23 protein-coding genes are annotated in these 26,570 nt (G+C 61.8%); 10 read left to right on the forward strand and 13 right to left on the reverse strand.

The window, feature by feature from the left end; all coding sequences use genetic code 11:
- Positions 1–2: 2 nt before the first annotated feature.
- The 9 genes from tcyN to HKK54_RS09410 all read left to right on the forward strand — a co-directional run bounded on the left by tcyN (position 3) and on the right by HKK54_RS09410 (position 9,241).
- Positions 3–749 carry an L-cystine ABC transporter ATP-binding protein TcyN gene (tcyN, locus tag HKK54_RS09370; protein WP_010168907.1) on the forward strand — a complete coding sequence of 249 codons (747 nt, stop codon included), beginning with the start codon at positions 3–5 and terminating at the stop codon, positions 747–749.
- A gap of 337 nt (positions 750–1,086) precedes the next feature.
- Positions 1,087–1,872: a hypothetical protein gene (locus tag HKK54_RS09375; protein WP_169386643.1), complete on the forward strand. Its 786-nt coding sequence runs from the start codon at positions 1,087–1,089 to the stop codon at positions 1,870–1,872.
- 184 nt (positions 1,873–2,056) lie between these two features.
- Entirely contained in the window at positions 2,057–3,298 is a 1,242-nt protein-coding gene (locus tag HKK54_RS09380; RefSeq protein ID WP_169386644.1) for an SfnB family sulfur acquisition oxidoreductase, read from the forward strand.
- A 25-nt stretch (positions 3,299–3,323) separates the two neighbouring features.
- The gene (locus HKK54_RS09385; RefSeq protein WP_169386645.1) at positions 3,324–4,517 is read left to right on the forward strand and encodes an SfnB family sulfur acquisition oxidoreductase; all 1,194 of its coding nucleotides are present in this window, start codon (positions 3,324–3,326) and stop codon (positions 4,515–4,517) included.
- Positions 4,517–5,869 carry an LLM class flavin-dependent oxidoreductase gene (locus tag HKK54_RS09390; RefSeq protein ID WP_169386646.1) on the forward strand — a complete coding sequence of 451 codons (1,353 nt, stop codon included), beginning with the start codon at positions 4,517–4,519 and terminating at the stop codon, positions 5,867–5,869. Before HKK54_RS09385 ends, HKK54_RS09390 begins: the two co-directional genes overlap by 1 nt.
- A 141-nt stretch (positions 5,870–6,010) precedes the next feature.
- Positions 6,011–6,826 (forward strand): MetQ/NlpA family ABC transporter substrate-binding protein, encoded by an 816-nt coding sequence (locus HKK54_RS09395; protein ID WP_010168897.1) that lies wholly within the window; start codon positions 6,011–6,013, stop codon positions 6,824–6,826.
- Entirely contained in the window at positions 6,823–7,941 is a 1,119-nt protein-coding gene (locus HKK54_RS09400) for a methionine ABC transporter ATP-binding protein (RefSeq protein WP_003211842.1), read from the forward strand. The genes HKK54_RS09395 and HKK54_RS09400 overlap by 4 nt, the downstream gene beginning before the upstream one ends.
- The gene (locus HKK54_RS09405; protein WP_003211840.1) at positions 7,931–8,575 is read left to right on the forward strand and encodes a methionine ABC transporter permease; all 645 of its coding nucleotides are present in this window, start codon (positions 7,931–7,933) and stop codon (positions 8,573–8,575) included. Before HKK54_RS09400 ends, HKK54_RS09405 begins: the two co-directional genes overlap by 11 nt.
- 39 nt (positions 8,576–8,614) lie before the next feature.
- Positions 8,615–9,241 carry a class I SAM-dependent methyltransferase gene (locus tag HKK54_RS09410; protein WP_169386647.1) on the forward strand — a complete coding sequence of 209 codons (627 nt, stop codon included), beginning with the start codon at positions 8,615–8,617 and terminating at the stop codon, positions 9,239–9,241.
- Between the two features lie 111 nt (positions 9,242–9,352).
- On the opposite strand, the gene HKK54_RS09415 is transcribed toward HKK54_RS09410, so the two are convergent.
- From HKK54_RS09415 to HKK54_RS09430, 4 genes are all read right to left on the reverse strand, one after another.
- Positions 9,353–11,536, reverse strand: a complete 2,184-nt coding sequence (locus HKK54_RS09415; RefSeq protein ID WP_169386648.1) for a glycoside hydrolase — start codon at positions 11,534–11,536, stop codon at positions 9,353–9,355.
- Between the two features lie 122 nt (positions 11,537–11,658).
- A complete protein-coding gene (locus HKK54_RS09420) occupies positions 11,659–14,712 on the reverse strand; it encodes an efflux RND transporter permease subunit (protein WP_010168889.1) in 3,054 nt (1,017 codons plus the stop codon).
- On the reverse strand, positions 14,709–15,779 hold the full coding sequence (locus tag HKK54_RS09425; protein WP_169386649.1) for an efflux RND transporter periplasmic adaptor subunit: 1,071 nt from the start codon (positions 15,777–15,779) through the stop codon (positions 14,709–14,711). The genes HKK54_RS09420 and HKK54_RS09425 overlap by 4 nt, the downstream gene beginning before the upstream one ends.
- On the reverse strand, positions 15,776–16,879 hold the full coding sequence (locus HKK54_RS09430; RefSeq protein ID WP_169386650.1) for an efflux RND transporter periplasmic adaptor subunit: 1,104 nt from the start codon (positions 16,877–16,879) through the stop codon (positions 15,776–15,778). Before HKK54_RS09430 ends, HKK54_RS09425 begins: the two co-directional genes overlap by 4 nt.
- Positions 16,880–17,001: 122 nt before the next feature.
- Between HKK54_RS09430 and HKK54_RS09435 the strand changes: the two genes are divergently transcribed.
- Positions 17,002–18,162: an AAA family ATPase gene (locus HKK54_RS09435; RefSeq protein ID WP_169386651.1), complete on the forward strand. Its 1,161-nt coding sequence runs from the start codon at positions 17,002–17,004 to the stop codon at positions 18,160–18,162.
- A gap of 97 nt (positions 18,163–18,259) precedes the next feature.
- Here HKK54_RS09435 and HKK54_RS09440 read toward each other — a convergent pair whose 3' ends face one another.
- The 9 genes from HKK54_RS09440 to HKK54_RS09480 all read right to left on the reverse strand — a co-directional run bounded on the left by HKK54_RS09440 (position 18,260) and on the right by HKK54_RS09480 (position 26,559).
- Entirely contained in the window at positions 18,260–19,135 is an 876-nt protein-coding gene (locus HKK54_RS09440; RefSeq protein WP_169386652.1) for a transporter substrate-binding domain-containing protein, read from the reverse strand.
- Entirely contained in the window at positions 19,132–19,908 is a 777-nt protein-coding gene (locus HKK54_RS09445) for an amino acid ABC transporter ATP-binding protein (RefSeq protein WP_169386653.1), read from the reverse strand. The genes HKK54_RS09440 and HKK54_RS09445 overlap by 4 nt, the downstream gene beginning before the upstream one ends.
- Positions 19,905–20,564: an amino acid ABC transporter permease gene (locus tag HKK54_RS09450; RefSeq protein ID WP_010168880.1), complete on the reverse strand. Its 660-nt coding sequence runs from the start codon at positions 20,562–20,564 to the stop codon at positions 19,905–19,907. The genes HKK54_RS09445 and HKK54_RS09450 overlap by 4 nt, the downstream gene beginning before the upstream one ends.
- Positions 20,545–21,210: an amino acid ABC transporter permease gene (locus tag HKK54_RS09455; protein ID WP_003211825.1), complete on the reverse strand. Its 666-nt coding sequence runs from the start codon at positions 21,208–21,210 to the stop codon at positions 20,545–20,547. The genes HKK54_RS09450 and HKK54_RS09455 overlap by 20 nt, the downstream gene beginning before the upstream one ends.
- Before the next feature lie 612 nt (positions 21,211–21,822).
- Complete coding sequence (locus HKK54_RS09460) at positions 21,823–22,605, reverse strand: MetQ/NlpA family ABC transporter substrate-binding protein (protein ID WP_010168878.1); 783 nt, start codon at positions 22,603–22,605, stop codon at positions 21,823–21,825.
- A gap of 232 nt (positions 22,606–22,837) precedes the next feature.
- Positions 22,838–23,758: a sigma 54-interacting transcriptional regulator gene (locus HKK54_RS09465; protein WP_169386654.1), complete on the reverse strand. Its 921-nt coding sequence runs from the start codon at positions 23,756–23,758 to the stop codon at positions 22,838–22,840.
- A 48-nt stretch (positions 23,759–23,806) separates the two neighbouring features.
- The gene (locus HKK54_RS09470) at positions 23,807–24,388 is read right to left on the reverse strand and encodes an alpha/beta hydrolase (RefSeq protein WP_010168877.1); all 582 of its coding nucleotides are present in this window, start codon (positions 24,386–24,388) and stop codon (positions 23,807–23,809) included.
- Between the two features lie 1,039 nt (positions 24,389–25,427).
- The gene (locus HKK54_RS09475; protein ID WP_003218118.1) at positions 25,428–25,829 is read right to left on the reverse strand and encodes an ExbD/TolR family protein; all 402 of its coding nucleotides are present in this window, start codon (positions 25,827–25,829) and stop codon (positions 25,428–25,430) included.
- Between the two features lies 1 nt (position 25,830).
- Positions 25,831–26,559: a MotA/TolQ/ExbB proton channel family protein gene (locus tag HKK54_RS09480; protein WP_085989906.1), complete on the reverse strand. Its 729-nt coding sequence runs from the start codon at positions 26,557–26,559 to the stop codon at positions 25,831–25,833.
- Between the last annotated feature and the right edge of the window lie 11 nt (positions 26,560–26,570).

The following is a 26,570-nucleotide window of genomic DNA, read 5'->3' on the forward strand; positions in this document are numbered from 1 at the left end:
GCATGATCGTGGTTGAAAAACTGACCAAACAATTCAAGGGTCAGGTGGTGCTTAACGGGATCGACCTTGAGGTCAAGGAAGGCGAAGTCGTCGCCATCATCGGCCCCAGCGGTTCCGGCAAGACCACCTTGCTGCGCTGCCTGAATTTCCTCGAAGAACCCACCAGTGGCCGGATCAAGGTCGGTGACATCGAGATCGACAGCAGCCGCCCGCTCAACCAGCAGCAAAACCTGGTGCGGCGCCTGCGCCAGCACGTGGGTTTTGTGTTCCAGAACTTCAACCTGTTCCCCCACCGCACCGCCCTGGAGAACGTCATCGAAGGCCCGATCGTGGTCAAGAAGATGCCCCGGGCCGCCGCAGATGCCCTCGGCCGCAAGCTATTGGCCAGGGTTGGCCTGGCGGGCAAGGAAGACGCCTACCCACGGCGCCTGTCCGGCGGGCAGCAGCAACGGGTAGCGATTGCCCGGGCATTGGCGATGGAGCCGGAGGTGATCCTGTTCGATGAACCGACCTCGGCCCTGGACCCGGAGCTGGTAGGCGAAGTGCTGGCGACCATTCGCAGCCTCGCTGAAGAAAACCGCACCATGGTCATCGTGACCCACGAGATGAGTTTTGCGCGGGACGTGGCCAACCGGGTGATCTTCTTCGACAAGGGGGTGATCGTTGAACAGGGCGAAGCCAAGGCACTGTTCGCCAACCCGAAAGAAGAACGTACCCGGCAGTTTCTCAGCAAGTTCATCAACAACTAACGTGCGCCCATCGCTTGTAAGAAACTTCGCTTTATAGAGTTGCCGAAAGGCAACTCGCCTCTTTAGTGTTTTTTGGGAAAAGCCCTTTATTCACTGGGTAAAAGTCACCTCGAAACACGCACTTGCAGCGCCCCGCCAGTCAGACCCTTCTGAATAATCCATAACCCCCTGTTTGCCCCGCCCAGCCTCTTGACGCCAACTAACCGAGCCTCTTATCTAACGCCCAGAGGATTGGATCCATTCTGGTTTTTCATTAAATCGTTCCTTTCGGACTACGTCGCCCGCCCGCGCTTAATGTCCGGAACGATTGCTGCTGGCTGCATCAAGGAGATTATTTATGACGCGTATTTCCCCCCCCGCGCTGCTCACTGCCCCGACCTTGCCTGAGGCCCATCGAGAGGGTATCAATGCCCTCGCCGCCACCCACCTGCAGGTCGATATCGCGCCTTACGATGGCATGGACGAGGGCGACCTGATCGAGTTGTTCTGGAACAACTGCTTTGCGGCTTCCCGACGCATCACCGCCGGCAAAATCGGCATGCCCACTCGCCTGCGGGTGCCGGAAAGCTTTGTGCTGGATGGCGAGGCACGGATTCATTACCGGGTCATGCAAGTCGGCCACGGCCCGGCGCGTTCGGCGACCACCCGGGTGCAGGTCAAGACTGATTATCCCGGCGGCCACCCTTCTGCATTGAGTAACGACGAAAACCAGAACCTGGCCGCCGTCGGCCTGCCCGAGACCATTCGCCGCCACGGCGTCAACAGCAGCCAGATCCGTCGTGGCGTACCGTTGACCATCGAGCCGTACCTGAACATGGCGACCGATGACGAAATCACCCTGCGCTGGGGTGACGTGCGCCTGGACCTGCCGAAGATCCAGGCCGGCGATGTGGGCAAGGCGGTGCAGGTGTGGGTGCCGTCGGCGATCATCATCGAGGCCGGAGATGACCATCGCCTCGAAGTGACCTACTGCATTCTCGACCGGGTCGGCAACAATTCGCGCTGGGCACCAACCCGCACCTTGCGCATCGCTGCGCTCGTTCCCCAGGCCCCGGCCAGTCCCGCCAAGGCCCCGCTGGTCTACCAACCCCGCCGCCCCGGCTCACCTTGTGAACCCGGGTGACAGACCTTCTATGCATATTCCTAAAAGTTAGTTTATTAAAAAATTTAACACGCTTAGGGTATATGCACCGGACCACCGGACATTCCTGATTTTTTTATCTTTTCAACGGATGTGAGGTAGGTATGGTCAAAATTACCCCGGTGCGTAACGCCAGGGCATTGCGTGCAGCCAAGGAGCGGCGCTGATGTCTAACTTGGCACAAACACCCCCCCAGAGTGATCTGGACGTCGCCCCGCTGTTGTTGCCCGCCAAGGTGCTGCGCAACGACGCCGAGGCCCTGAGCGCTGCTCATGAGCTGGCACAGGCTGCACGCCTGCAAGCGGCCAGGCGCGATCAGCAACGCAAACTGCCCTGGGCTGAAATCGAGCATTTCACCCGCAGCGGCCTGGGCAGCATTTCCATTCCCCGTGAGTACGGCGGCCCGCAAGTGTCCTTCGTGACCCTGGCCGAGGTGTTCGCGATCATCAGCGCGGCCGACCCGGCGCTGGGGCAAATCCCGCAGAACCATTTCGGCATCCTGCACGTGCTGCAAGGGGCGGCCAGCGAGCGCCAGAAAAAGCAGCTGTTCCAGAGCGTGCTCGAGGGTTGGCGCATCGGTAACGGCGGCCCGGAACGCGGCACCAAAAACACCCTGGACCTCAAGGCGCGCATTACCGCCAAGGACGACGGCTACGTCATCAGCGGCCAGAAGTTCTACTCCACCGGTGCGCTGTTCGCCCACTGGGTGGCGGTCAAGGCGTTGAACGATGACGGCAAAGTCGTCATGGCGTTCGTGCGCCGTGGCACCGAAGGCCTGCGTATCGTCGATGACTGGTCAGGCTTTGGCCAACGCACCACCGCCAGCGGCACAGTGTTGCTGGATCAAGTGGCGGTGGACGCCGAACTGGTGGTGGAAACCTGGCGACTCGGCGAAACACCGGGCATCCAGGGTGCAGTCTCGCAATTGATCCAGGCGGCCATCGACGCCGGCATCGCCCGTGGCGCGATCGACGACACCATCAGCTTTGTACGCGAACGCTCGCGGCCCTGGATCGACGCCAAGGTCGAACGGGCCAGCGATGACCTGTATGTGATCGCCGATATCGGCAAGCTGAAAATCGAACTGCACGCAGCCGAAGCGCTGTTGCGCAAGGCGGGCCAGGTGCTGGACCAAGTCAGTGCCGCGCCGATCACCGCGCAGTCCGCGGCTCGTGCCTCGATTGCCGTGGCCGAAGCCAAGGTGCTGACCACCGAGATTTCCCTGCTCGCCAGCGAAAAGCTGTTCGAGCTGGCCGGCAGCCGCGCGACCCTCGCCGAATTCAACCTCGACCGCCACTGGCGCAACGCCCGGGTGCACACCCTGCACGACCCGGTGCGCTGGAAGTATCACGCGGTGGGCGCTTACCACCTCAACGGCACTTTACCTGCCCGACATTCCTGGATTTAACCGACCAGACCTCTGGAGAATACGCATGACCCTTTCTCATCACGTCGCGGTTATTACCAGCGATGAACAAGCCCTTATTGTCGCCAGTGACCTGGCCGAAGACTTCCGCCGCGACAGCGCCCTGCGTGACCGCGAACGCCGCCTGCCCTTGCCTGAGTTGGACGTGTTTTCCCGCTCCGGCCTGTGGGGCATCAGCGTACCCAGGGAGTTCGGTGGTGCCGGCGTTTCCAACGTCACCCTGGCCAAGGTCACGGCACTGATTGCCCAGGCGGATGCGTCCCTGGGGCAGATCCCGCAAAACCACTTTTATGCCCTCGAAGTGCTGCGGGTGAACGGCAGCCCGGCGCAGCAAAAACGCCTGTACGCCGAAGTGCTCGCCGGCCAACGCTTCGGCAATGCCCTGGCAGAACTGGGCACCAAGACCGCCCACGACCGCATCACCAAGATCACCCGCGACGGTGACGGTTTCCGTATCACCGGCCGCAAGTTCTACTCGACCGGCGCGATCTACGCCCAACGTATTCCCACTTCCGTGGTGGACGAAAACGGTGTGCAGCAACTGGCCTTTGTCACCCGTGACAGCGAGGGCCTGAGCGTGATCGACGACTGGAGCGGCTTCGGCCAGCGCACCACCGGCAGCGGTTCGGTGGTGTTCGATAACGTGTGGGTCGCGGCCCAGGACGTCATCCCGTTCCAGAGCGCCTTCGAACGCCCGACCACCGTCGGCCCGCTGGCGCAGATCCTTCACGCCGCCATCGACACCGGCATCGCCCGCGCCGCCTATGAAGATGCCCTGCACTTCGTGCGCACCAAAACCCGGCCATGGATCGATGCCACCAGCGACAAGGCAACGGAAGACCCACTGACCCTGAAAAGCTTCGGCCACCTGAGCATCCGCCTGCACGCCACCGAGGCATTGCTGGAACGCTCCGGTGAGTTCCTCGACCGCGCCCAGGCCGACAGCAATGCCGACTCCGTCGCCGCCGCATCCATCGCGGTCGCCGAAGTGCGCGCCCTGAGTACGGAGATTTCCCTGGCCGCCGGCAGCACCCTGTTCGAACTCGCCGGCAGCCAGGCAACCCTCGCCGAACACGGCCTGGACCGCCACTGGCGCAACGCCCGGGTGCACACCCTGCACGACCCGGTGCGCTGGAAGTACTTTGCTGTGGGCAACTACTACCTCAACGATGAAAACCCGCCACTGCGGGGGACTATCTGATGGCGAAGAAAAAGATCCTGCTCAATGCCTTCAACATGAACTGCATCGGGCATATCAACCATGGCCTGTGGACCCATCCACGGGACAACTCGACCCAGTACAAAACCATCGAGTACTGGACCGAACTGGCGCAGTTGCTGGAACGCGGGCTGTTTGACGGCCTGTTCATCGCCGACATCGTCGGGGTGTATGACGTCTACCAGAACTCGGTGGACGTGCCGCTCAAAGAGTCGATCCAGCTGCCGGTCAACGACCCGTTGCTGTTGGTCTCGGCCATGGCCGCCGTCACCAAAAACCTCGGCTTCGGCCTCACCGCCAACCTCACCTACGAACCGCCGTATCTGTTCGCCCGGCGCATGTCCACGCTCGATCACCTGAGCCGTGGCCGGGTGGGCTGGAACATCGTCACCGGCTACCTCGACAGCGCCGCCAAGGCCATGGGCCTCACCGAGCAGGTCGAGCATGACCGGCGCTACGACCAGGCCGACGAATACCTGGAAGTGCTCTACAAACTCTGGGAAGGCAGTTGGGAAAACGACGCGGTGATCAACGACCCGCAGGCGCGGGTGTATGCCCAGCCAGAGAAGGTGCACAAGGTCGAGCACAAGGGCGAGTTCTATCAGGTGGAGGGTTATCACCTGTGCGAGCCGTCGCCGCAGCGTACGCCGGTGCTGTTCCAGGCGGGCAGTTCGGACCGTGGTTTGCTGTTCGCCGGGCGCCATGCCGAGTGCGTGTTCATCAGCGGGCAGAACAAGGCCTCGACCAAGATCCAAGTGGACAAGGTGCGCGCCAGCGCCGTGGAAGCCGGGCGCAACCCGGACGATATCAAGGTGTTCATGGGCCTGAACGTGATTGTCGGCGCCACCGAAGAAGCGGCGTGGGCCAAGCACGCCGAGTACCTGAGGCATGCCAGCGCGGAAGCCGGCGTGGCGCATTTCTCGGCCTCCACCGCGATTGATTTTTCCCAATACGAACTGGATGAACCGATCCAGTACGTGAAGAGCAACGCCATCCAGTCGGCGACCAAGAACCTGCAAAACAACGACTGGACCCGACGCAAGTTGCTCGAACAACACGCCCTCGGCGGCCGCTACATCACCCTGGTGGGTTCGCCTGCGCAGGTGGCTGACGAGCTGGAGTCATGGATCAGCGAAACCGGCCTGGATGGCTTCAACCTGACGCGCATCGTCACCCCGGAAAGCTACGTCGACTTCATCGAACTGGTGGTGCCGGAACTGCAGCGCCGGGGCTCGTACAAGACCGCGTATGAGACCGGGACGTTGCGGGAAAAAGTCTTCCAGCACTCAGCGCACTTACCTGAGCGACACACCGGTTCCACCTACCGCCACTGAACCAAAATGTGGGAGCTGGCTTGCCTGCGATTGCGGAGTGTCAGTTGAAGAAATGTCGCTGACCCACCGCTATCGCAGGCAAGCCAGCTCCCACAGTTGACCGAGTTGCTCACACAAATACCTTATGACTGGAAATCCACTATGAAAAAAACATTGCTCAGCCACCCAGTCAAAGCACTGGCTCTCGCCCTCGGATTGTTCAGCTCGGCGGTATTCGCCGCTGACGCTCCCTTGAAAGTCGGCACCACCGCCGCCTTCGCCATTCCCCTGGAGGCCGCCGTCGAAGAGGCCGGCAAACAGGGTTTGAAAGTCGAACTGGTGGAGTTCACCGATTGGATCGCACCCAATGTCAGCCTGGCGGCCGGCGATATCGACGTGAACTACTTCCAGCACATCCCGTTTTTGGAAAACGCCAAGGCCGCTGCAGGCTTTGACCTGGTGCCGTACGCGCCGGGCATCATCAACAACGTCGGGCTGTATTCGAAGAAGTACAAGAGCATCAACGACCTGCCCCAGGGCGCCAGCGTGGCGATTGCCAACGACCCGATCAACAGCGGTCGCGGCTTGCAACTGCTGGCCAAGGCCGGCTTGATCACGCTCAAGCCGGGCGTGGGCTACAAGGCCACTGAAGAAGACATCGTCACCAACCCGAAGAAGATCAAGATCCTGCAAGTCGAAGCCGTGCAACTGGTGCGCGCTTATGACGACGCCGACCTGGTGCAGGGCTACCCGGCGTATATCCGCCTGTCCAAGACCTTCGATGCCGAGTCGGCGCTGCTGTTCGACGGCCTCGACCACCCGGAATACGTGATCCAGTTCGTGATCCAGCCCAAGAGCAAAACCGACCCGCGTGTGATCAAGTTCGTCGACATCTACCAGCACTCGCCGGTGGTGCGCGCCGCGTTGGATAAATCCCTTGGCAAGCTCTACCAAGTGGGCTGGGAAGATAAAAAATGACCGCCGCCCACTCTCAACTGCGCGACCTGGGCCTGCCACCCAGGGACGCCGAGCAGACAGAACTGCACCCGGATCTGAACCGCGCGCACGTGCGCTTTATCAACCTGGGCAAGACCTATGACGGCCAATCCGTGCCCGCCCTGCAAGGCATCGACCTGGCGATCCAACGCGGCGAAGTCTTCGGCATCATTGGCCGCAGCGGCGCCGGCAAGTCGTCGCTGATCCGCACCATCAACCGCCTGGAACAACCGAGCAGCGGCCGGGTGTTGATTGACCAAGTGGACATCGGCGACTTCGACGAAGACCGCCTGGTCGCCCTGCGCCGACGCATCGGCATGATCTTCCAGCACTTCAACCTGATGTCGGCCAAGACTGTGTGGCAGAACGTCGAACTGCCGTTGAAGGTCGCAGGCGTGCCCAAGGAGCAGCGCGAGAAGAAGGTTCGTGAACTGCTGGAATTGGTCGGCTTGCAGGATAAGCACAAGGCTTACCCGGCGCAGCTGTCCGGCGGGCAGAAACAGCGGGTGGGCATCGCCCGCTCACTGGTGCATGACCCACAGATTCTGTTGTGCGATGAAGCCACTTCGGCGCTCGACCCTGAGACCACGCAATCCATCCTCGGCCTGCTGCGGGAGATCAACAAACGCCTGGGCCTGACCATTGTGCTGATCACCCACGAAATGGCCGTTATTCGCGAAATCTGCGACCGCGTGGTGGTGCTGGAACACGGCCATGTGGTCGAGCAAGGTCCGGTGTGGGAAGTGTTCGGCAACCCGCAGCATGAGGTCAGCAAAACCCTGCTGGCGCCGCTGCAACATGGCCTGCCTGAAGAGTTGCAAAGCCGCCTGCAGGCCAATCCGACCTCAAAGGACGCCGCCGTGGTGCTGCGCTTGCAACTGACTGGCAGTGCCGAAGACGAACCCGATCTTGCTGCGTTGTTCAGCGCCCTCGGCGGGCGCGTGCGCTTGCTGCAAGGCGGTGTGGAACGCATCCAGGGCCACGCCTTGGGGCAATTGCTGCTGGCGGTGAGCGGCTCGTCCCTGACCGCCGAAGAACTGCGCAGCCGCGCCGGGCGCTGGGCACAACAGGTGGAGGTGCTGGGCTATGTGGTTTGATCGTTTATTGCAGGGCGCCATCGATACGCTGTTGATGGTCGGAGTGTCGTCGTTGATTGCATTGCTGGTGGGGATTCCGCTGGCGGTGTTCCTGGTGACCAGCGACAAGGGCGGCATCTATCAGGCGCCCGCGTTGAATCGGGTGCTGGGGGCGTTCGTTAACCTGTTCCGCTCGATTCCGTTTTTGATTTTGATGGTGGCGCTGATTCCGTTCACCCGGCTGATCGTCGGCACCACCTATGGGGTGTGGGCGGCGGTAGTGCCGCTGACCATCGCGGCCACGCCGTTCTTTGCGCGGATCGCCGAGGTCAGCTTGCGCGAAGTCGATCACGGCCTGATCGAGGCGGCGCAAGCCATGGGTTGCCGGCGCTGGCATATCGTCTGGCACGTGCTGTTGCCCGAGGCGCTGCCGGGGATTGTCGGCGGGTTCACGATCACCCTGGTGACCATGATCAACTCCTCGGCCATGGCCGGGGCGATTGGTGCCGGTGGCCTGGGGGATATTGCCTATCGCTATGGATATCAGCGCTTTGATACCCAGATCATGCTCACCGTGATCGTGCTGCTGGTGATCCTGGTGGCGGTGATTCAATTGGGCGGCGATCGGTTGGCCAGGGTTCTGAACAAGAGGTGAGGTATAGTCGGGCCCTCTCAGCGCCCGGTATGACCCGCCATGAAACTCGCCCCTGATGACCTCGACCAGATCACGTCCACCACCCTCGGCCACTACAACAAGGTGGCCGAGGATTTTCGTGAAGGCACCCGCGATCACGACGTGAGCCAGAACATCGAAGCGTTGCTGCGGCATATCCACGGCGACGCGCCGTTTACCGTGCTGGATTTCGGCTGCGGCCCGGGCCGGGATTTGCAGACGTTTACCCGCATGGGCCATATCGCGGTGGGGCTTGATGGCTCGGAGCGCTTTGCGCAAATGGCCCGGGAAGACAGCGGCTGTGAAGTGCTGCAGCAGGACTTTCTGAAGCTGGATTTGCCCGCCGGCCGTTTTGACGGGATCTTCGCCAATGCGATGCTGTTTCATATCCCCAAGCAAGAGTTGCCGCGCATTCTTGGGCAGCTGCATGGGGCGTTGAAGGTCGGTGGGGTGTTGTTCAGCTCGAACCCTCGGGGTGAAAACCAGGAAGGTTGGAATGGGCCGCGGTATGGCTCGTACCACGACCTGCAGGCGTGGCAGGAACTGCTGACGGCGGCGGGGTTTGTGGAGCTGGAGCATTACTACCGGCCGGCGGGGTTGCCTCGGGAACAGCAGCCGTGGTTGGCGAGTGTGTGGAAGAAAGTTTAGAGCTGCATTGCCTGAACTGGCCTCATCGCGGGCAAGCCCGGCTCCCACATTTGATCGGTGCAAGTGCTGGCAACGCTGTCAAATGTGGGAGCTGGCTTGCCTGCGATGGATTCACAGCCCCCCCTGATCCACCTGATACACCACCGCCTGCGCACCCGGCACAAACGCCGTAATACGCCCCTCAGCAAAATTCGCCACCAACCGCGTCCCATCCGCAAACGTGGTCTGCTGCACCTGCCTGTCTGCCGTCAACCAGCGGAAATCCGTCATGGCCTGAGTCGCCAGCCGTTCATGCAGCGGACGGAAAAATTCGTCCTGGCGCTGAATCACCGGCAAGCGCTGCTTCACCGTCGCCGCACTCAGGTGATACAGCGGCGGCACGTTGTAGAGCAGTTGCGTCAGCTCGTTCTCCCGCCGCACATTGCTCAGTTTCAGGCTGTCGAACAGCCAATGGTGCGTGGTGATCACCGAGCCATGGAACACCGCCTGATACAGCGGCAGGCGCATTGCCGGGTCAAAGTAGACCGTGCGAAACGGCTCCTTCAACGGCACCGGTTTGAAGAACACCGCCGGCTGTTCCGGCGGGTACCAGGCGCCCACGTAATAGGGCGACTGCTTATCCCGGGTCATCTCCTTGTCTCCCCAGCCCAGCACCGGCGTTTGCATGCCGTGGGCAAACAGGATGCCTTGGGCGGTAATCGCGTTGCCGTCCTCGGACCCTGCCGGCAGCTTGAGCACGGTGCTGATCCAGCGGGACGCGTCGATATTGCCTTCGGCATTCTGTGCCTGGGTCATGCTCGCGCCGGTGCGATAGCTGTCGAACAGCATGCTGGTGGCGTAGGCGTCGAGGAACCAGGCGTTGAACCCGGACCTGGCCTGCACCGCCTTGATCCGCGCCTCCAGCAATGGCCGCACGCAACGCGGGTCGGTGTAGTGGCCGGACTTCTGGAAGCCGGTCTTGAACTCGCCGCCCTTCAACACGATCGCGCATTCGCGCCAGGCCTTGCTGCCCAGGTGCGCGGTGGTCCAGTCAGGGTTTTCGGTGGCGGACAAGGCGGTTTCATAAGAGTCGTAGGGCGCCATCAGGTAACCGGCGTCGACCCCGGCCTTGACCGTTTCAGGGTGCCAGAGCCCGCCTTCCCAGCCTTCGCCCTGGGTCACCAGCAGGCGTTTGAGACCCGCGCCTTTCAGCGCGTGGGTGACCGACAAGGTGTTACCCCAGGTCTCGGGCGTAGCGCTCAAGGCCCCGGCAAAGGCCACCGCCAATTCGCGGCGCAGTGCGCCATAACCCTCAGCGAGTTGGGTCATGTCCGGCTCGGTGGAGGGCTGCCAATTCTGCCGAGCTTTTTTGTTGATCGCAGCATTCAAGCCCCGCAGGAGCACGGCCTGCTCATACGGCTGCTTGACCTGTCGAACCTGAGCCGACTCCTTATCGAGCAAACCATTCAATTCAGCCGCCAAGCCTTTGCCGCTGCGCAGCAGCTTGAGCAGCTGCGGCCAGTCGCGCACATCACCCGGGCCCAGCAGGTCATTGCCCCACAGGTAGATATGGCTGGCACCCAGCAGTTTTTCCGCTTCCGGGGTTTGCCGCAGTTTGTCTGCCAACGGCTCATAACGTCCCTGCTCCACCAGCCACTGGCGATAACGCTTGGCGCCGGCGAGCGGGTCGCTCTCGCCGAGGTGCAGCAGCAGCGTCATCGGCGTCGCGGGATGCAGCGTTGTGAACTCATGGGAGGCCGACAACGCGAGTCCCTTACCGTCGGCCTGCCAGTGCAAGCGGTTGTTGTAGGGATTGGTCATCAGCCAGTTGAGGGTGAACGCACCGTGGTCCACACCCCACAACGGCAGGCTGAGGTCTTGGGTGGTGTTGACGTCGCCCTGCTCCAGCAGGAATTTTTGCCACACGGCATTGCCCGCCGGCACGTAGTGCCCTTCGGCCAGGGGCCAGATCAGGCCGTTGCCCATGGCACTGGCGGGTTGCCGCAAGATGGCCAACTCACCGGCATCACGGGCAGTAATCGTCAGCGCGAGATCACGTTGATCGAGGGTGGCGCTCAAGCGGTAGGCGCCGTTGTCCCATTCCCAGATGGCCTGGCTGGTGCTTTGGGAAAGCGGGTTGACCGTGTGCGCAGGTACTCCGCTTGAAACCTGCACGGCGCGCTGGTCGCTGGGGATAACGTGGATCGCGAGGGTCGCCGGGTCAAGCTCAACTCGCCACAGGGCGTTCTCCAGCACCGTGCCCGCAAGGGCCACAGGTGACAGCAACAACGAACAAACCAGCAGGAAATGACGCATGGCGCAGGCCTTTGCAAACAGGATCAGGCCCGGAGGGTAAAACAATCGGTCAGGTGCGAAGGGCAAAAAAATGTTTCAGAGAACATTCCCACGTCCGTGTAGGAATGTCATCGCAGTGGCTGTCAGGCTTGTTCTTTCTTCGGCTCGCGAATCTTGTACCAGGCCACATACAGCGCCGGCAAAAACAGTAGCGTGAGCAAGGTGGCGATGATGATCCCGCCGATCATCGCGTAGGCCATTGGCCCCCAGAACACTTCCCGGGCGATGGGGATCATGCCCAGGCTGGCCGCCGCTGCGGTCAGCAGAATTGGCCGGCGCCGGTGCTCGGTGGCTTCCACCACCGCGTCCCACGGCGTGTAGCCGTCGCGTTCGTAAGCGTCGATCTGCGTCACCAGGATCACCGAGTTACGGATGATGATACCGATCAACGCAAGGATCCCGAGGATCGCCACAAAGCCCATGGGCGTGCCCGTGGGAATCAGCGCCAGCACCACGCCAATCAACCCCAGCGGCGCAACGCTGGCCACCAGGAACATCTTCTGCACGCTGTGCAGCTGGATCATCAGGAAGGTCGCCATCAAAAACAGCATCAGCGGCACCACCTTGGCAATCGGGCCCTGGGCCTTGCCGCTTTCTTCCACGGTGCCGCCGGTAGCGACCTTGTAACCCACCGGCAACGCAGCGCTGAACTTGTCGATTTCCGGCTTGAGCTGTTTCACCAGGTCGGTCGGCTGCATGTCGTCCCGCACCGCCGCCTTGATCGTAATGGTCGGCTTGCGGTCGCGACGCCACACCAGCGGCTGCTCAAGTTCATAGCGCACGGTGGCAAACGCCAGCAGCGGAATCGAGGTGCCGTTGGGCGTGACGATCTGCAGGTTCTGCAAGGTCTCCGGTGTACCGCGCTCGGCGTCTTCGGCGCGGCCGACCACGTTGATCAGGTAGATATCATCGTGCACCTGGGTCACCGACGCACCGCTGACCACGCTGTTCATCAACTGCGCCACGTCTTCCGACGACAGCCCCAGTTGCCGCGCCTTGTCCTGGGCAATGTCCACCCGCAGGACTTTGCCCGGCTCGTTCCAGTCGTAGATGATCTCGCCCATGTGGGTATTTTTATCGAGCATGGTCGCCAGTTCGATCGCATGTTTGCGCACCTGGTCGATGTCCTTGCCAGACACCCGGTACTGGATTGGACGCCCCACCGGCGGGCCCATTTCCAGCGGCTGCACAAAGCTGCCCACGCCGACAAAATCTTCCCGCAGGCGTTTTTGCAGGCGGGCAATCAGCGCGCCGCGCTCTTCCAGGCCCTTGCTGACAATCACCAACTGCGCGTAGTACGGGTTCTCCAGTTGCTGGTCCAGGGGCAGGTAGAAACGGATCGCGCCCTGGCCGATATAGGTGCTCCAGCGGGCGATGTCCGGGTCGTCCTTGATGATGGCTTCAAGGCGGTCGACGGCCTTGCGGGTTTCATTGATCGAGGCGTTTTGCGGCAGGTTGAGGTCGACGAGAATTTCCGGACGGTCCGAGGACGGGAAAAACTGGTTCTGCACGAACTGCATGGAAAACACCGATGCCACAAACAACAGCACGGTGATGCCGATGGCCCACCAGCGATTGCGCATGGCCCACAGCATGCCGCCGTTGAACGCCCGGCCGACCCGGCCCGGCTCGGCGTTATGAGGTTTTACCTTGCTGCTGAGGATATGCACGCCCAGCACCGGCGCGAACAACACCGCGACCACCCACGACACCAGCATCGCCACGGCAATCACCGCGAACAAGGTGAAGGTGTACTCGCCCGCCGAACTGGCGTTGAGGCCGATCGGCACAAACCCGGCGACGGTCACCAGGGTGCCGGTCAACATCGGGAACGCGGTGGAGGTGTAGGCAAAGGTTGCCGCCTGCTCCTTGGTTTCGCCTTTTTCCAGGCGCGTGATCATCATCTCCACGGTAATCATCGCGTCGTCCACCAACAGGCCGAGGGCGATGATCAAGGCGCCCAGCGACACCCGCTGCATGGTGATGCCGCTGTATTCCATGAACACAAACACCAGCGCCAGCACCAGCGGAATCGAACAGGCCACCACCAACCCGGCGCGCACACCGAGGCTGATAAAGCTCACCACCAGCACGATGATCACCGCTTCAAACAGCGCGCTGGTGAAGCCGCCGACGGCCTCTTCCACCACTTCTGCCTGGTCGGAAACCTTGTGCACGCCCACCCCCACCGGCAGGTCGGCCGTCAGGTCGTCCATACGCTGGTGCAGGGCCTTGCCGAAGTCCTGGATGTTGCCGCCCTTCTGCATGGCGATGGCCAAACCGATGGCGGGCTTGCCGTTGAAGCGGAACATTGGCGTCGACGGGTCGACATAGCCGCGGGTGATTTCCGCCACGTCGGCCAGGCGATAGAACCGGTCATTGAGCCGCAGGTTGACGTTGGCCAGGTCTTTCTCCGAGGCGAACTGCCCGGAGGTGCGCACCGAAATCCGCTCGGGCCCGGCCTCGATCACCCCGGCCGGGGTCACCGCGTTCTGGGATTGCAGGCTCTGCACCACCTGGCGCTGGTCAATCCCCAGGGCCGCGAGTTTGCGGGTGGAGAAATTCAGGTAAATCACTTCGTCCTGCTGGCCGATCATCTCGACCTTGCCCAGCCCCGGCACCGAGCGAATTTCGGCGCGCACCTGCTCCACGTAATCGCGCAGTTGGCGCATCGACAGGCCATCGGCGGTAAACGCGTACACCGAGCCGAATACATCACCGAACTCGTCGTTGAACGCCGGCCCCTGCAAGCCCTGGGGGAAACTGCCGCGAATGTCGTCGATCTTCTTGCGGACCTGGTACCAGATCTCCGGGATGTCCTTGGCGCTGGTGGTGTCCCGCAGGAACACAAACACCGTGGATTCGCCGGGCCGGGTGTAGCTTTTCACGTAGTCGAGGGAGTCCAGCTCTTCGAGTTTTTTCTCGATGCGGTCAGTGACCTGCTTGAGGGTTTCTTCCTGGGTCGCGCCCGGCCAGCGGGTCTGGATCACCATGGTCTTGATGGTGAACGACGGGTCTTCCTCACGCCCCAGGTTCATGTACGAGAACACGCCCATCAGCAGCGCGACGAACATCAGGTACCACACGAAGGACTGATGCTTGAGGGCCCAGTCGGATAAGTTGAAGCTCCCTTTCATCGCGGGCTGTCCTCGTCGATTTTGACTTTTTGCCCGGGCTTCAGGCTGTTCACGCCGGCACTCACCACGCGTTCGCCGGGTTTGACGCCGGCGTTGAGCAAGGCGCTGTCGGCGTCACGGCTGACGATGGTGACGTCACGGGGCTGCACGGTCTGGCTTGGGGTGTCGATGACCCAGATGCGGGTCTTGCCGTCAGCCTCCTGCACGGCGCTGAGGGGCAGTTCGATGCGCGGGGCGATGGCGGAGCTGAGGGTTACGCTGATGGCGGTGCCAAGGCGAAATGCGGGCGGCGTTTCGGCCAGGGTCAAGCGCGCACGACGGGTGCGAGTGGCGCTTTGGGCCTGGGGTTCGATCTCGCGTACGGTGGCGGTGGTGCTGACGCTCGGGTCCATTTGCCCGGCCACCAGGAACACCACGTCCGGCGGCAGGCGCTCGGCAAGGCCGGCGGGCAGGTCGATCACCGCTTCCTTGATGTCCGGTCGTGCCAGGGTCACCACTTGCTGCCCGGCGCTGACCACCTGGCCGGCCTCGGCATTCCAGGCGGTGACGATGCCCGCGTGGTCGGTGCGCAGTTCGGCGTAGTTGAGCTGGTCCTTGGCCTGGTTGACCGAGGCCCTGGCCTGGTCGAGGGAAGCCTGGGTGGTTTTCAGGTCAGTCTGGGCGATGTCCAGTTGGGCCTGGGCGCCGACGCCACGGTTGAACAATTCCTGCTGGCGGCGTGCGTTGGCCTGGGCGTTGATCCACTGCGCCTGGACGCGGGCCAGGTCGCCCTGGGCAGCACGAAGCTGGTTCTGCTGATCGGTGGGGTCGAGCACGGCCAACAACGCGCCCTGCTCCACCTCAGCGCCTACGTCGACGGCGCGCCGGGCGATGCGGCCGGGCACACGGAAACCGAGATTGCTTTCGTAGCGGGCCTGGATCGTACCGGCAAAGCGGCCGAGGTTTTCCTGGTCTTCGGATTTCACTTCAATCGACAACACCGGGCGCACCGGTTCCGGCGCCGGTTCTTCCTTGGAGCACGCCACCAACAGCAGGCTGGCGGCGAGTAATACCGTCAGTTGCTTCATGGCTGCACTCCCTGGGCCTGGGCCTGATCCGGCGGCTGGGCGATTTCCACGATCATGCCGGGATGCAGCAATTGCCCGCCGGCCACCACGACTTTTTCGCCGCCCTTGAGGCCGTCGCTGATGATCACCTTGCCGGTGAGGTAGCGCGCGACCGTGACCTTGTGCAGTTGCGCCTTGCCGTCGTCGTCAATCAGCCAGACCGCCGGCGCGCTGATGTCTTTGGTCAGCGCGGCCCATGGCAACTCGATGCTGGCCTTGGCCGGCCCGTTCGCGGTGGCGCTGACCACCGAGCCCAACTGCATGCCCTTGGGCAGCGCGTCGAGGGCGATTTTGACTTGCACGGTGCCGGTATTCGCAGCCACCGCCGGGGTGACTTCGCGGACCTTGCCCACGGCAGTAATCTGCGGGTTTTCCAGCAGGCTGACGGTAATCGGTTTGTCCGGTGGCGGCTCTACCAGCAACGATTCATAGACGTTGAACACCGCGTCGCGCTCGCCGTCCCGGGCCAGGCTGAAAATCGGCACGGTGGCTTGCACCACCTGCCCCACCTCGGCCTGGCGCGCGGTGATGATGCCCGGCGCGTCGGCGATCAGCGAGGTGTAGCCCAACTGCTCGCGGGCGTTGGCCAACTGCGCCTGGGCGGCGGTCAGTGCGCTCTGGCTGCTGCGTAGCGCGGCCTGGGCGGAGTCGTATTCGCTGCGACTGGTGTAGCCCTTGGGCAGGAGTTTTTCCTGGCGCACAAACGCGGCGGCGGTCTGTTTGACCCGCGCCTGCTCGGCGACCACCTGGGCCTGGGCGGAGTCGACGTTGGTCTGCAAGTCTTTCGGGTCGAGCTTGGCCAGCACTTGTTTGGCGCTGACCCGGTCACCGACATCCACCATGCGCTGGATGATCTTGCCGCCGACGCGGAACGACAGATCGGTCTGCACCCGCGCCTGGATATCGCCGGTCAAGGTGACGGCGGCGGCAAAGTCGGTGGACTTCACGGTCTGCACAAACACCCGGGAATGTTCCTTGGGTTCGGCTTTTTCCTGGCCGCAACCGCTCAACAGCGCCAGCAGGCCAAGGCCGAAGATAAATGTCGAGGTGGGACCGCCCATGCAGGCTCCTTTTGCGTGATGCCGCCGTGCCAGTGTCTATGCGACTGTGAGCTTAGAACAGGGTTCCTTATCTGCATGGAGAATCCCATACTCCGGGGGTTCCCACGCCGATAATTTTTCTCATGCTCAAGACCCTCGCGGTGGCCAATTACCGCTCGATCAACAAATTGGTGGTGCCGCTGGATCGGTTGAACCTGATCACCGGCCCCAATGGCAGCGGCAAGTCCAACCTGTACCGCGCCCTGCGGCTGCTGGCGGAGACGGCCCAGGGCGGGGTGATCAACGCACTGGCCCGCGAGGGCGGGCTGGACTCGACCTTCTGGGCCGGCCCGGAAAACATCAGCCGGCGCATGCTCAACGGCGAAGTCGCGGTGGAGCCCGTCGTTCGCCAGGGCGCCAAGCGCCTGCGCCTGGGGTTTGCCGCCGAGGACTTCAGCTACGCGATCTCCCTGGGCTTGCCTGAGCCAAGCCAGTCGTATTTCTCCCTGGACCCTGAGATCAAGAAGGAATGCATCTGGGCCGGCCACGTGTACCGCCCGGCGAGCCTGCTGGTGCAGCGTTCCGGCCCGATGGTGCGCGCCCGGGATGGCCGTGCCTGGGATGTACTGGCCCAGCACACGCCGAATTACCACAGCCTGTTCGATCAGGTCGGCAGCCTGCGGGGTTCGCCGGAGGTGCTGCTGTTACGCGAAAGCATTCGCGGGTGGCGCTTTTATGACCACTTTCGCAGCGACATCGACGCCCCGGTGCGCCAGCCACAACTGGGCACGCGTACGCCGGTGCTGCATCACGACGGTCGGGACTTGGCGGCGGCGTTGCAGACCATCCGCGAGATCGGCGACCCCGAGGCTTTGCAGCGGGCGATCAGCGATGCGTTTCCCGGGGCGCGGTTGAATATCGAGCCGTTGCAGGGCGGTCGTTTTGCCATCGAGTTTTATCAGGAAGGGTTGCTGCGGCCCTTGTCGGCGGCGGAGTTGTCGGACGGGACCTTGCGTTATTTGTTGCTGGTGGCGGCGCTGCTGACACCGAGGCCGCCGACGATGATGGTGCTGAACGAGCCGGAAACCAGTTTGCACCCGGACCTGTTGCCGGCGCTGGCGCGGTTGATCATCCAGGTTTCGCAGCAGTGCCAGGTGTGGGTGGTGTCCCATGCCAGCCGCTTGATTGCGGCGTTGCAGCAGGACGAAGGGTGTAATTCGATTGTGCTGGAGAAGGTGATGGGGCAGACGCAGGTGGTGGGGCAGCGGGTGCTGGATGAGCCGGCGTGGCATTGGCCCAGCTAGGCGGTGCCTGACAGGGCCAATCGCCGGCAAGCCGGCTCCTACAGTTGATCGTATTCCTCTGTAGGAGCCGGCTTGCCGGCGATCGCGGTCTACCTGATCAGCCCTGCCACTTCCCGCCTTCAACAATCACGCTTTCCGGTTTGGTGTCATCGCTCAGTTCCTTGCGAACATACTGGTCATACAGCTTGAGCAAATATTTCTCCTCGCCCAGCTTGGCCAGTTCGGCATTCACCCAATCGCGCAGTTCGATGTTGCCCTTCTTCACCGCCGGCGCAATCGGCGCTTCATCGCCCAGCTTCTGCTCCAGCACACGGTAGCCCGGGTTCTGCTTGGCCCAGCTGAACAGCACCAGGTTGTCCTGCGCGTACGCATCACCACGGCCTGCCGACAACGCTTGCAGCGACTCGGAGTTTTTCTCGAACTTCAGCAGTTTCCAGTCCGGGTGGTTCTTGGTCAGCCAGATATCAGCGGTAGTGCCGGTGGTGACGATCGTGGTGCGGGTCGCCAGGTCGTCCAGGCTTTTCACCGGGCTGCCGTTGGCCACCAGCGCCTGCACCGCCACTTTCAGGTTTGGGTTGGTGAAGTCCACCGCTTCCTTGCGCTCAGGGGTCACGGTCATGTTGGCAAGGATCAGGTCAACCTTGTCGCTTTGCAGGAACGGAATGCGGCTCGCCGGTTCCACGGCGACGAATTCGACCTTGTTCTCGTCGCCCAGCAGGTCCTTGGCGAAGCGGCGGCCAATGTCGGTATCGAAGCCGACGTAGCGGCCGGACTCATCCACAAAACCAAACGGTGGTTTGTCGGTGAATACGCCGACGATCAGCTTGTCCCGCGCCTTGATCTTGTCGATGTAACTCACCGCCGCCGGTGCCGGGGCGGCCGCAGCAGCCGTCTTGGCGGGCTCTTCGGATTTATTGCAGCCGGCCAGCAGCGCGAGGCCAAACAGGGGGAATAACAACTTGGCAGTTTTCATAACAGCTCCAGTTCCTTGGTTCTTTTGGGCAGTGTTGAAACGAAGGAGAACTTCTCCAGGAACTGCTGCGCGCGTGCGGTTTGCGGGTTCGTAAAGAATGCCTCGGGGGTGTTTTGTTCGAGGATGCGGCCGGCCTCCATAAACACCACGCGGTCGGCGACCGCGCGGGCGAAGGCCATTTCATGGGTGACGATCAGCAGGGTCATGCCATCCCGGGCCAGGCCCTGGATTACTTCCAGCACTTCCTTGACCATTTCCGGGTCGAGGGCGGCGGTGACTTCATCAAACAGCATCACCTGCGGGTTCATGCACAACGAACGCACGATGGCGATGCGTTGTTGCTGGCCACCCGAGAGTTGGCGCGGGTAGGCGTCGCGTTTATCCGCCAGGCCCACCCGGTCCAGCAGTTTTTCAGCCTGGGCGCGGGCTTCGCGGGGGTCGCGTTTTTGCACTTTGAGCGGGCCGAGCAAGATGTTGTCGAGCACGCTCATGTGCGGGAACAGGTGATAACTCTGGAACACCATGCCCACGTCCTGGCGCACCTGGCGCCAGTCGGTGGCCTTGTCCAGCAGCTCCTTGCCGGCAAACCGCAGGCTGCCGCTGTGGGCCACTTCCAGGCCATTGAGGCACCGCAGCAGCGTGCTTTTGCCGCAACCGCTGGGGCCGAGGATCACCACCACTTCGCCGCTTTCGACGCTCAGGTCGATGCCCTTGAGCACCTGCTGCTCGCCGAAGTATTTGTTGAAACCCTGGAACTCGATCAATGCGCTCATGCTTGGGCCCAGCGCCGTTCCAGCACCTTGGAGGCGGCCGACAACGGGTAGCAGATAAAGAAGAAAAACAGGAACAGCGCGCCGTAGATCAACACCGACTCGTAGGTGCGCTCGATGATTTGCTGGCCGACCTTGATCACGTCCACCACGCCGATCAGCACCGCGAGGGAGCTGGTCTTGATGATGCGGGTATAGACGTTGATGGTCGGCGGGGTCATGCGTTTCAGGGCCTGGGGCAGCAACACGTAGCCGTACAGCTGCGGGTCTGACAGGCCAATCGACAGACCGGCTTCGCGCTGGCCGCGGGGCAACGAATGCAAGGCACCGCGCACCACTTCGCCGACTTCACTGGCGCCCCACAGTGACAAGACCAGCACCGCGCACCAGAAGCTCGGGATGCTCAGGCCAAAGAAAATCGGCAGGCCGAAGAACAGCAAATACAGCCACACCAGCACCGGGATCGCGCGAAACAGCTCCAGATAAACCCGCAGCACCAGGTTGATCGCTTTCGAATTCAGGGTGCGCAGCACGCCATACAACACGCCGCCGACCGTGCTGAAGGCGATGCTCAAGAATGAGATCGACAGGGTTTGCGCAGCGCCCTTGCCCAGTTGCGGCAACGACACCCAGAGTAATTCAAGACCCGAACTGGCCATGCTGGAGCCTCCTTTCAAGGCGGCTGAGCAGCAGCGACAGCGGCAGGAATAACAGCACGCAGATCAGTGTGAGCACCGCGAGCATTTCGTAGGTTTTGTAGTAGAGGGCGATGTAGCTTTTGGTGGTGTAGAGAATCTCCGGCACCGCCACGGCTGAAACGATGGTGGTTTCCTTGAGCAGGAAAATGAAGTTCGCAAACAGCGCCGGCAGGCTGAGGATCCCGGCCTGGGGCAGGATCACATGGCGCAGCAGTTGCCAGTGGGACAGGCCGATGGACTTGCCCGACTCGATCTGTGCCAGCGGTACCGCCTCCACACCCGCGCGCAGCACTTCGGTCAGGTAAGCGCCGCCCAGAAAAGTCATGGTGATGATCGCCGCCCAGAACCCGGAGATATTCAGCCCCAGGGCCGGCAACGCGAAGTAGACGAAAAACAGTTGGATCAGCAGCGGTGTGTTGCGCGCCAGCTCGACGTACAGCGCCACCAGGCGCCACACGTAAGGGGTGCGAAATACCAGCAGCGCGGCGTTGATCAAGGCCACCAGCATGGAGGTGCCGATGGCGATCAGGCCGACTTGCAAGGTCACGCCCACGGCCTTGAGAAACGCCGGCAGCGTGCTGAGGATAAATGCGTAATCGAAGGTCATCTGAAATCCCTGACGCCGCAGGGGTAATGCGGCGTTGGTGCGGTCCGGTTCAGCGTGGGTAACGCTGAGTAGCACCGACTTTAAAGGTATAAAAAGTAAAATTTAAATACCGAAATAGAATATTGATATCACCCAAATAGATAACCTGCGGATTCGCGGTGCAGGCGGATGACAGCTACTGTTCCCGTGGAAGTAGGAAGGGTCTTTTTATCGGCGCTGCACTTCAGGGATAGGCAGCGCCTGGCCAGACTGATGGCCCATCAACAGGCGAGGGAATGAGCGATGACCGAGGCAAAACCGATTGACCCGCAGGAACTGGTGAAGTGGCTGGTGGCGTTGCGCAGGGCCATTAACAGCCGGAATGTCTGACCTGACGCAGTACCAAATGTGGGAGCTGGCTTACTGTGGTGAGCGGGCTTGCTGTGGTGAGCGGGCTTGCCCCGCGCTGGGCTGCGAAGCAGCCCCATCAATCTGCGGTGTACCCGACGGTGGACAAGCCCCCTCACCACAGCAAGCCAGCTCCCACAGTTTTGACCGCATTCCAACCATAAAAAACGCCGACGCTATAAAAGCCGTCGGCGTTTAAACCTTGAAGGAGGTTTTGGGGCTCGATCAGAACGCCGGCACAACAGCGCCGTTGTATTTCTTCTCGATGAAGGCTTTCACTTCAGGACTGGTCAGGGCTTTGGCCAGCTTCTGGATCGCATCGCTGTCCTTGTTGTCCGGGCGGGCAACCAGGAAGTTCACGTACGGCGACTTGGCGTCTTCGATGATCAGCGCGTCCTTGGCCGGGTTCAGGCCGGCTTCCAGGGCGTAGTTGGTGTTGATCAGGTCCAGGTCAACCTGGTCCAGAACGCGTGGCAGCAAGGCCGATTCCAGCTCTTTGAATTTCAGGTTTTTCGGGTTGCTGGCGATGTCTTTCGGCGTGGCCAGGGCGTTGGTCGGGTCTTTCAGGGTGATCACGCCAGCCTTTTGCAGCAGCAGCAGGGCACGGCCGGAGTTGCTGCCTTCGTTCGGGATGGCCACGGTGGCGCCATCTTTGAGCTCAGAGATGTTTTTGATCTTTTTCGAGTAACCGCCGAAAGGTTCGACGTGCACACCGATCACGGTGACCAGGTTGGTGCCTTTACCCTTGTTGAAGTTTTCCAGGTACGGCAGGGTCTGGAAGTAGTTGGCGTCCAGACGCTTCTCGGCCACCTGTACGTTCGGCTGTACGTAGTCGGTGAAGACTTTGATTTCCAGGTCCACGCCTTCTTTGGCCAGGGTCGGTTTGACCAGCTCAAGGATCTCGGCGTGGGGGATCGGGGTAGCGGCAACCACCAGTTTCTCGTTGGCCTGGGCGAAGCTTGCAGTCAGGGCAGCCGCCAGTGCGGTAAACAACAGAACCTTTTTCATGCAGTGTCCTTATCGAAAATCCGGGTCGTCTGTGACGGCCGCTTTTTTAGTGGATGCCAGCGAAGTGCTATCGCGGCGTGGAGCGGACAATACCGAGGTTTTTTATTCCAGAACAATACTTTTTATTCACTTTGATATTCCATTTTGTTCATGCAGGAGCCCGGCTTGCCGGCGATGGCGGTCTTGAGCCTTGCGATGCTCCTGAGGACGCCATCGCCGGCAAGCCGGGCTCCTACAAAACAGCGTGTTCTTTCAGATAGCTTTTCAGGGCTTCAATCTCGGCGGCGCTGGCGTGGCCAAGAATTCGCCGCACCTGCTCCACAGGCGAACCCGCCACGGGCAGGTTCAAATGCTCAGGCAGAATCTCGTCGCCACTGCTGACCAACAGGGCAAAGTGAATCACGTTCTCCAACTCCCGGGTGTTGCCCGGCCAGCTGTGATGCTCCAGCACGCGCTGGGCTTCGTCGCTGATCAGCGGCACCGGCAGGTCGAGACGCTGGCTGTAGATGCCGAGGAAATACTCTGCCAGCGACAGGATGTCGCCCACCCGCTCGCGCAGTGCCGGCAACTCCAACTGGCCTTCGCTGAGGTAATGGAACAAGCGCTCGTGGAACTTGCCGGCCGCCACGGCCTGGGCGAGGTCGATGCTGGTGGCCGCCACCAGGCGTACATCCACCGGGCTTGGCTGATGGGCACCGACGCGGGTGACTTCGTGGTTTTCCAGCGCCGCCAGCAACTTGACCTGGATCGGCAACGGCAAGTCGCCGATTTCATCCAGGTACAAGGTGCCGCCGTTGGCCGAGCCAAACCAGCCGGCCCGGCTGCTGGCCGCGCCGCTGTGGCTGCCGGCGGCATAGCCGAACAATTCGGCGTCGGCGTACGTCGGGCTGATGGCGCCGCAATTGACCGAGACAAACAAACCGGTGCGGTCGCTGCCACGGTGGATGTGGCGCGCGAGCAATTCCTTGCCGCTGCCGGTTTCACCGCGAATCAGCACGGGCAAGGCACGGGGGGCGAGGTTTTCGAGGTCTTCACGCAATTGGCGCGAACGCGGGTCGACAAACACCAGCGCCTTGGCCCGGATGCTCAGGGGGCTTTTTTCGGCGTCGGGGAAGGTCAGCAGTGGCTGACCGAAGGTTTCATGCAGGCTCATGGCAGACTCCCGCCCCATCCACGAAGGGGAAGGGGCGTTTAAAAAATTTTATGCACGGCGCCGGGAGTGATGTTCCAGGCGATTTTGCAGGCGATAGAGGTAGGCGAAGCCCTGTTCCCAGCGTTGATGTCCGGACTTCACATTGATGTGCCCGGCGCCCGCGAGAATCCCCGCTTCGGCGCCCCAGTTACGCGCCAGTTCAAGGGCGCGGGTGGCGCTGACGGCGCTGTCGTTGTCGGAACTGACCACTTGGCTGGGGAACGGCAACAGGTCGCTGGGGATTGGCGCAAAGTTACGCAGGGCGGGTGCGCAGGCGGGACGTTCGACATCGGCCGGGGCCACCAGCAGGGCGCCGCGTACCTGACGCAGAAACTGCACCGGTGCGGTGGCCGCCCAATGGGCAACGGTGATGCAGCCCAGGCTGTGGGCAATCAGAATTACCGGGGTGCTGTCGGCGGCAATGGCTTCGGCCAGTGCTGCCACCCAGTCTTCGCGGCGCGGGGTGAGCCAGTCGGCCTGCTCCACGCGTGCGCTGTTGGGCAGGCTGTTCTGCCAATGACTTTGCCAATGATCTTCTGGCGATCCTTGCCAGCCCGGCACGATCAGATAACGAATCGACTCGCTGTGCATGGGTGTGCCCTCCTGCAGCGTTTAACGTTGTGGGTCAGTATAGGCACGAGGTATATATTCGTTAAGGAATAAGAAGCTATTTATTAATAACCAAAATGTTGGATTGAGGGTGGTGTGGGGGTTTAGGGGTTGAGGGTACATATCCGTTATTCAGGTAACGGCGGCTTATGGTTTCGCTCTTACAGCGACTCACTTTGGAAAAGCCCCAAAGTAAGCAAAAGGCTCTGCCCCGCCTGTCGGCACCTCGCCTAGGCTCGGTGTTCCCTCACTCCGGCATTGCTCCGCGGGCCGCCGCGACGGGGCGTCCCTGCCCCGTCGCGGCTAAACCGGCGTCCTGCCGGTTTACCCGCTCCTCAATCCCTGCGTTCGGCCTCGGGCTTATTGGGGCAGTCAGAGCCAGATCAAGATCAAAAGCCAAAGCACAGCGGCCTACAGGCCGGCTTGAGTGGTAGAAGCCACAGCAAAAGCCAAAGCGAAAACCAAATCTGAAACTGCTGCGGCTCTGCTTTTCTGTGGGAGCTGGCTTGCCTGCGATGCAGACAACTCGGTTTTTCAGGTACATCCAGTTGATGCCATCGCAGGCAAGCCAGCTCCCACATTTGGACCGTGGCCGCTTTAGATTTTGATTTTGCTTTTGCTTCACACCACTCAAGCCGGCCTGTAGGCCGCTGTGCTGTTGATCTGCTTTTGATCTTGATCTTAGGCGCCCCGTTAAACCACGCTGGCCGAACGCAGGCTTTGGAGCGTGGGTAACCCGGCAGGACGCCGGGTTAGCCGCGCTGGGCCAAGGATGGCCCATCGCGGCGGCCCACGCTCCAAAGCCGGAGTGAGGGCACACCGAGCCTAGGCGAGGTGCCGAGTGGTGGGGCAAGAGCGTTTTGCTTACTTTTGCGCTGTTCAAAAGTGAGCCGCTGTAAGAGCGGAACCCATAGCCGCCATTACCTAAATAACGGATATACACACCACCCCAAACCAAAGGCAAAAAAAAGGCCGCACCCTGCCAAGGAGACGGCCAAAAAAATTGTCGAGGCATTTGAAACTAACGTGCAGTAATCACCGACAGCTTGGTAATCCCCGCGCGCTCGATAGACGCCATGGCTCGCGCCACTTCGCCGTAGTTCACTCCATCATCAGCCTGCAGTTGCACCCGAACGTCCGGGTCCTTGGCCTTGGCCGACTGCAGGTTGAATTCCAGCAGGTCCGGCTGGATTTCGTCCTTGTTGATAAACAGTTTGCCGGCCGCATCAATGCTCACCACCAGCGGATCTTTCTGCTCCACCGGGGCCACCGCCTCGGTCTTGGGCAGGTTGATCGGAATCGCGTTGGTCAACAGCGGCGCGGTGACGATAAACACCACCAGCAGCACCAGCATCACGTCCACCAGCGGGGTGACGTTGATCTCGCTCAGCACCTCATCACTGTCTTGCGTGGAAAAGGCCATCTCAGGACGCCTCCTTCACTTTTTGCGCGCCGCCCTGAGCACCACCTGCCTTGCTCAGCGTCGGGTGCAGCAGCACGCGGAAGGAGTTCTTCTGCGCCAGGCTGTAGAAGTCGTGGGCGAAGTCATCCAGGTCGGCGGCGGTGAGTTTCAGGCGACGCAGGAAGTAGTTGTAGACCAGCACCGCCGGCACCGCGACGGCGATACCCACGCCGGTGGCAACCAGTGCCGCACCGATCGGGCCGGCCACGGTTTCGAGGCTGGCGGAACCGGCGGCGCTGATGCCTTTCAAGGCTTCCATGATGCCCCACACGGTGCCGAACAGGCCGATGAACGGCGAGGTGCTGCCGATACTCGCGACCACGGCCAGACCGGTTTCCAGGGAGCGGCGCTCACGTACGATTTGTTGGCGCAGGGCACGTTCGAGGCGGTCCTGATGGTTGATCGCCTGGCTCAAGTCCGCAGCGTGTGGCGCCTCACCGACCTGGATCGCGGCGTAACCGGCCTGGGCCACGCGGGCAGCGGCGCCGGGTTTGGTTTCGGCGAGTTCTGCGGCCGAGTCAAGACTCGATGCCGCCCAGAACTGTTTGTGGAATTTGCGATCCTGGGACTTGAGGCGGCCGAACTGGACGCCCTTGAGCAAGGCCAGGCCCCAGGTGGCGACCGAAAAGACCACCAGCAGCCAGATAACCGCGCTTTCGATGGATTCAGTTGGAGATGCTAATGCCATGATGTTTTCCCTCT

Origin of the sequence: Pseudomonas sp. ADAK13 (assembly GCF_012935715.1) — a bacterium.
GTDB lineage: Bacteria > Pseudomonadota > Gammaproteobacteria > Pseudomonadales > Pseudomonadaceae > Aquipseudomonas.

What these genes read in the sequence shown, in the direction of transcription:
- tcyN (WP_010168907.1), top strand. Translation starts at nt 3, where the DNA reads ATGATCGTGGTTGAAAAACTGACCAAACAATTCAAGGGTCAGGTGGTG.
- HKK54_RS09375 (WP_169386643.1), top strand. Translation starts at nt 1,087, where the DNA reads ATGACGCGTATTTCCCCCCCCGCGCTGCTCACTGCCCCGACCTTGCCT.
- HKK54_RS09380 (WP_169386644.1), top strand. Translation starts at nt 2,057, where the DNA reads ATGTCTAACTTGGCACAAACACCCCCCCAGAGTGATCTGGACGTCGCC.
- HKK54_RS09385 (WP_169386645.1), top strand. Translation starts at nt 3,324, where the DNA reads ATGACCCTTTCTCATCACGTCGCGGTTATTACCAGCGATGAACAAGCC.
- HKK54_RS09390 (WP_169386646.1), top strand. Translation starts at nt 4,517, where the DNA reads ATGGCGAAGAAAAAGATCCTGCTCAATGCCTTCAACATGAACTGCATC.
- HKK54_RS09395 (WP_010168897.1), top strand. Translation starts at nt 6,011, where the DNA reads ATGAAAAAAACATTGCTCAGCCACCCAGTCAAAGCACTGGCTCTCGCC.
- HKK54_RS09400 (WP_003211842.1), top strand. Translation starts at nt 6,823, where the DNA reads ATGACCGCCGCCCACTCTCAACTGCGCGACCTGGGCCTGCCACCCAGG.
- HKK54_RS09405 (WP_003211840.1), top strand. Translation starts at nt 7,931, where the DNA reads ATGTGGTTTGATCGTTTATTGCAGGGCGCCATCGATACGCTGTTGATG.
- HKK54_RS09410 (WP_169386647.1), top strand. Translation starts at nt 8,615, where the DNA reads ATGAAACTCGCCCCTGATGACCTCGACCAGATCACGTCCACCACCCTC.
- HKK54_RS09415 (WP_169386648.1), bottom strand. Translation starts at nt 11,536, where the DNA reads ATGCGTCATTTCCTGCTGGTTTGTTCGTTGTTGCTGTCACCTGTGGCC.
- HKK54_RS09420 (WP_010168889.1), bottom strand. Translation starts at nt 14,712, where the DNA reads ATGAAAGGGAGCTTCAACTTATCCGACTGGGCCCTCAAGCATCAGTCC.
- HKK54_RS09425 (WP_169386649.1), bottom strand. Translation starts at nt 15,779, where the DNA reads ATGAAGCAACTGACGGTATTACTCGCCGCCAGCCTGCTGTTGGTGGCG.
- HKK54_RS09430 (WP_169386650.1), bottom strand. Translation starts at nt 16,879, where the DNA reads ATGGGCGGTCCCACCTCGACATTTATCTTCGGCCTTGGCCTGCTGGCG.
- HKK54_RS09435 (WP_169386651.1), top strand. Translation starts at nt 17,002, where the DNA reads ATGCTCAAGACCCTCGCGGTGGCCAATTACCGCTCGATCAACAAATTG.
- HKK54_RS09440 (WP_169386652.1), bottom strand. Translation starts at nt 19,135, where the DNA reads ATGAAAACTGCCAAGTTGTTATTCCCCCTGTTTGGCCTCGCGCTGCTG.
- HKK54_RS09445 (WP_169386653.1), bottom strand. Translation starts at nt 19,908, where the DNA reads ATGAGCGCATTGATCGAGTTCCAGGGTTTCAACAAATACTTCGGCGAG.
- HKK54_RS09450 (WP_010168880.1), bottom strand. Translation starts at nt 20,564, where the DNA reads ATGGCCAGTTCGGGTCTTGAATTACTCTGGGTGTCGTTGCCGCAACTG.
- HKK54_RS09455 (WP_003211825.1), bottom strand. Translation starts at nt 21,210, where the DNA reads ATGACCTTCGATTACGCATTTATCCTCAGCACGCTGCCGGCGTTTCTC.
- HKK54_RS09460 (WP_010168878.1), bottom strand. Translation starts at nt 22,605, where the DNA reads ATGAAAAAGGTTCTGTTGTTTACCGCACTGGCGGCTGCCCTGACTGCA.
- HKK54_RS09465 (WP_169386654.1), bottom strand. Translation starts at nt 23,758, where the DNA reads ATGAGCCTGCATGAAACCTTCGGTCAGCCACTGCTGACCTTCCCCGAC.
- HKK54_RS09470 (WP_010168877.1), bottom strand. Translation starts at nt 24,388, where the DNA reads ATGCACAGCGAGTCGATTCGTTATCTGATCGTGCCGGGCTGGCAAGGA.
- HKK54_RS09475 (WP_003218118.1), bottom strand. Translation starts at nt 25,829, where the DNA reads ATGGCCTTTTCCACGCAAGACAGTGATGAGGTGCTGAGCGAGATCAAC.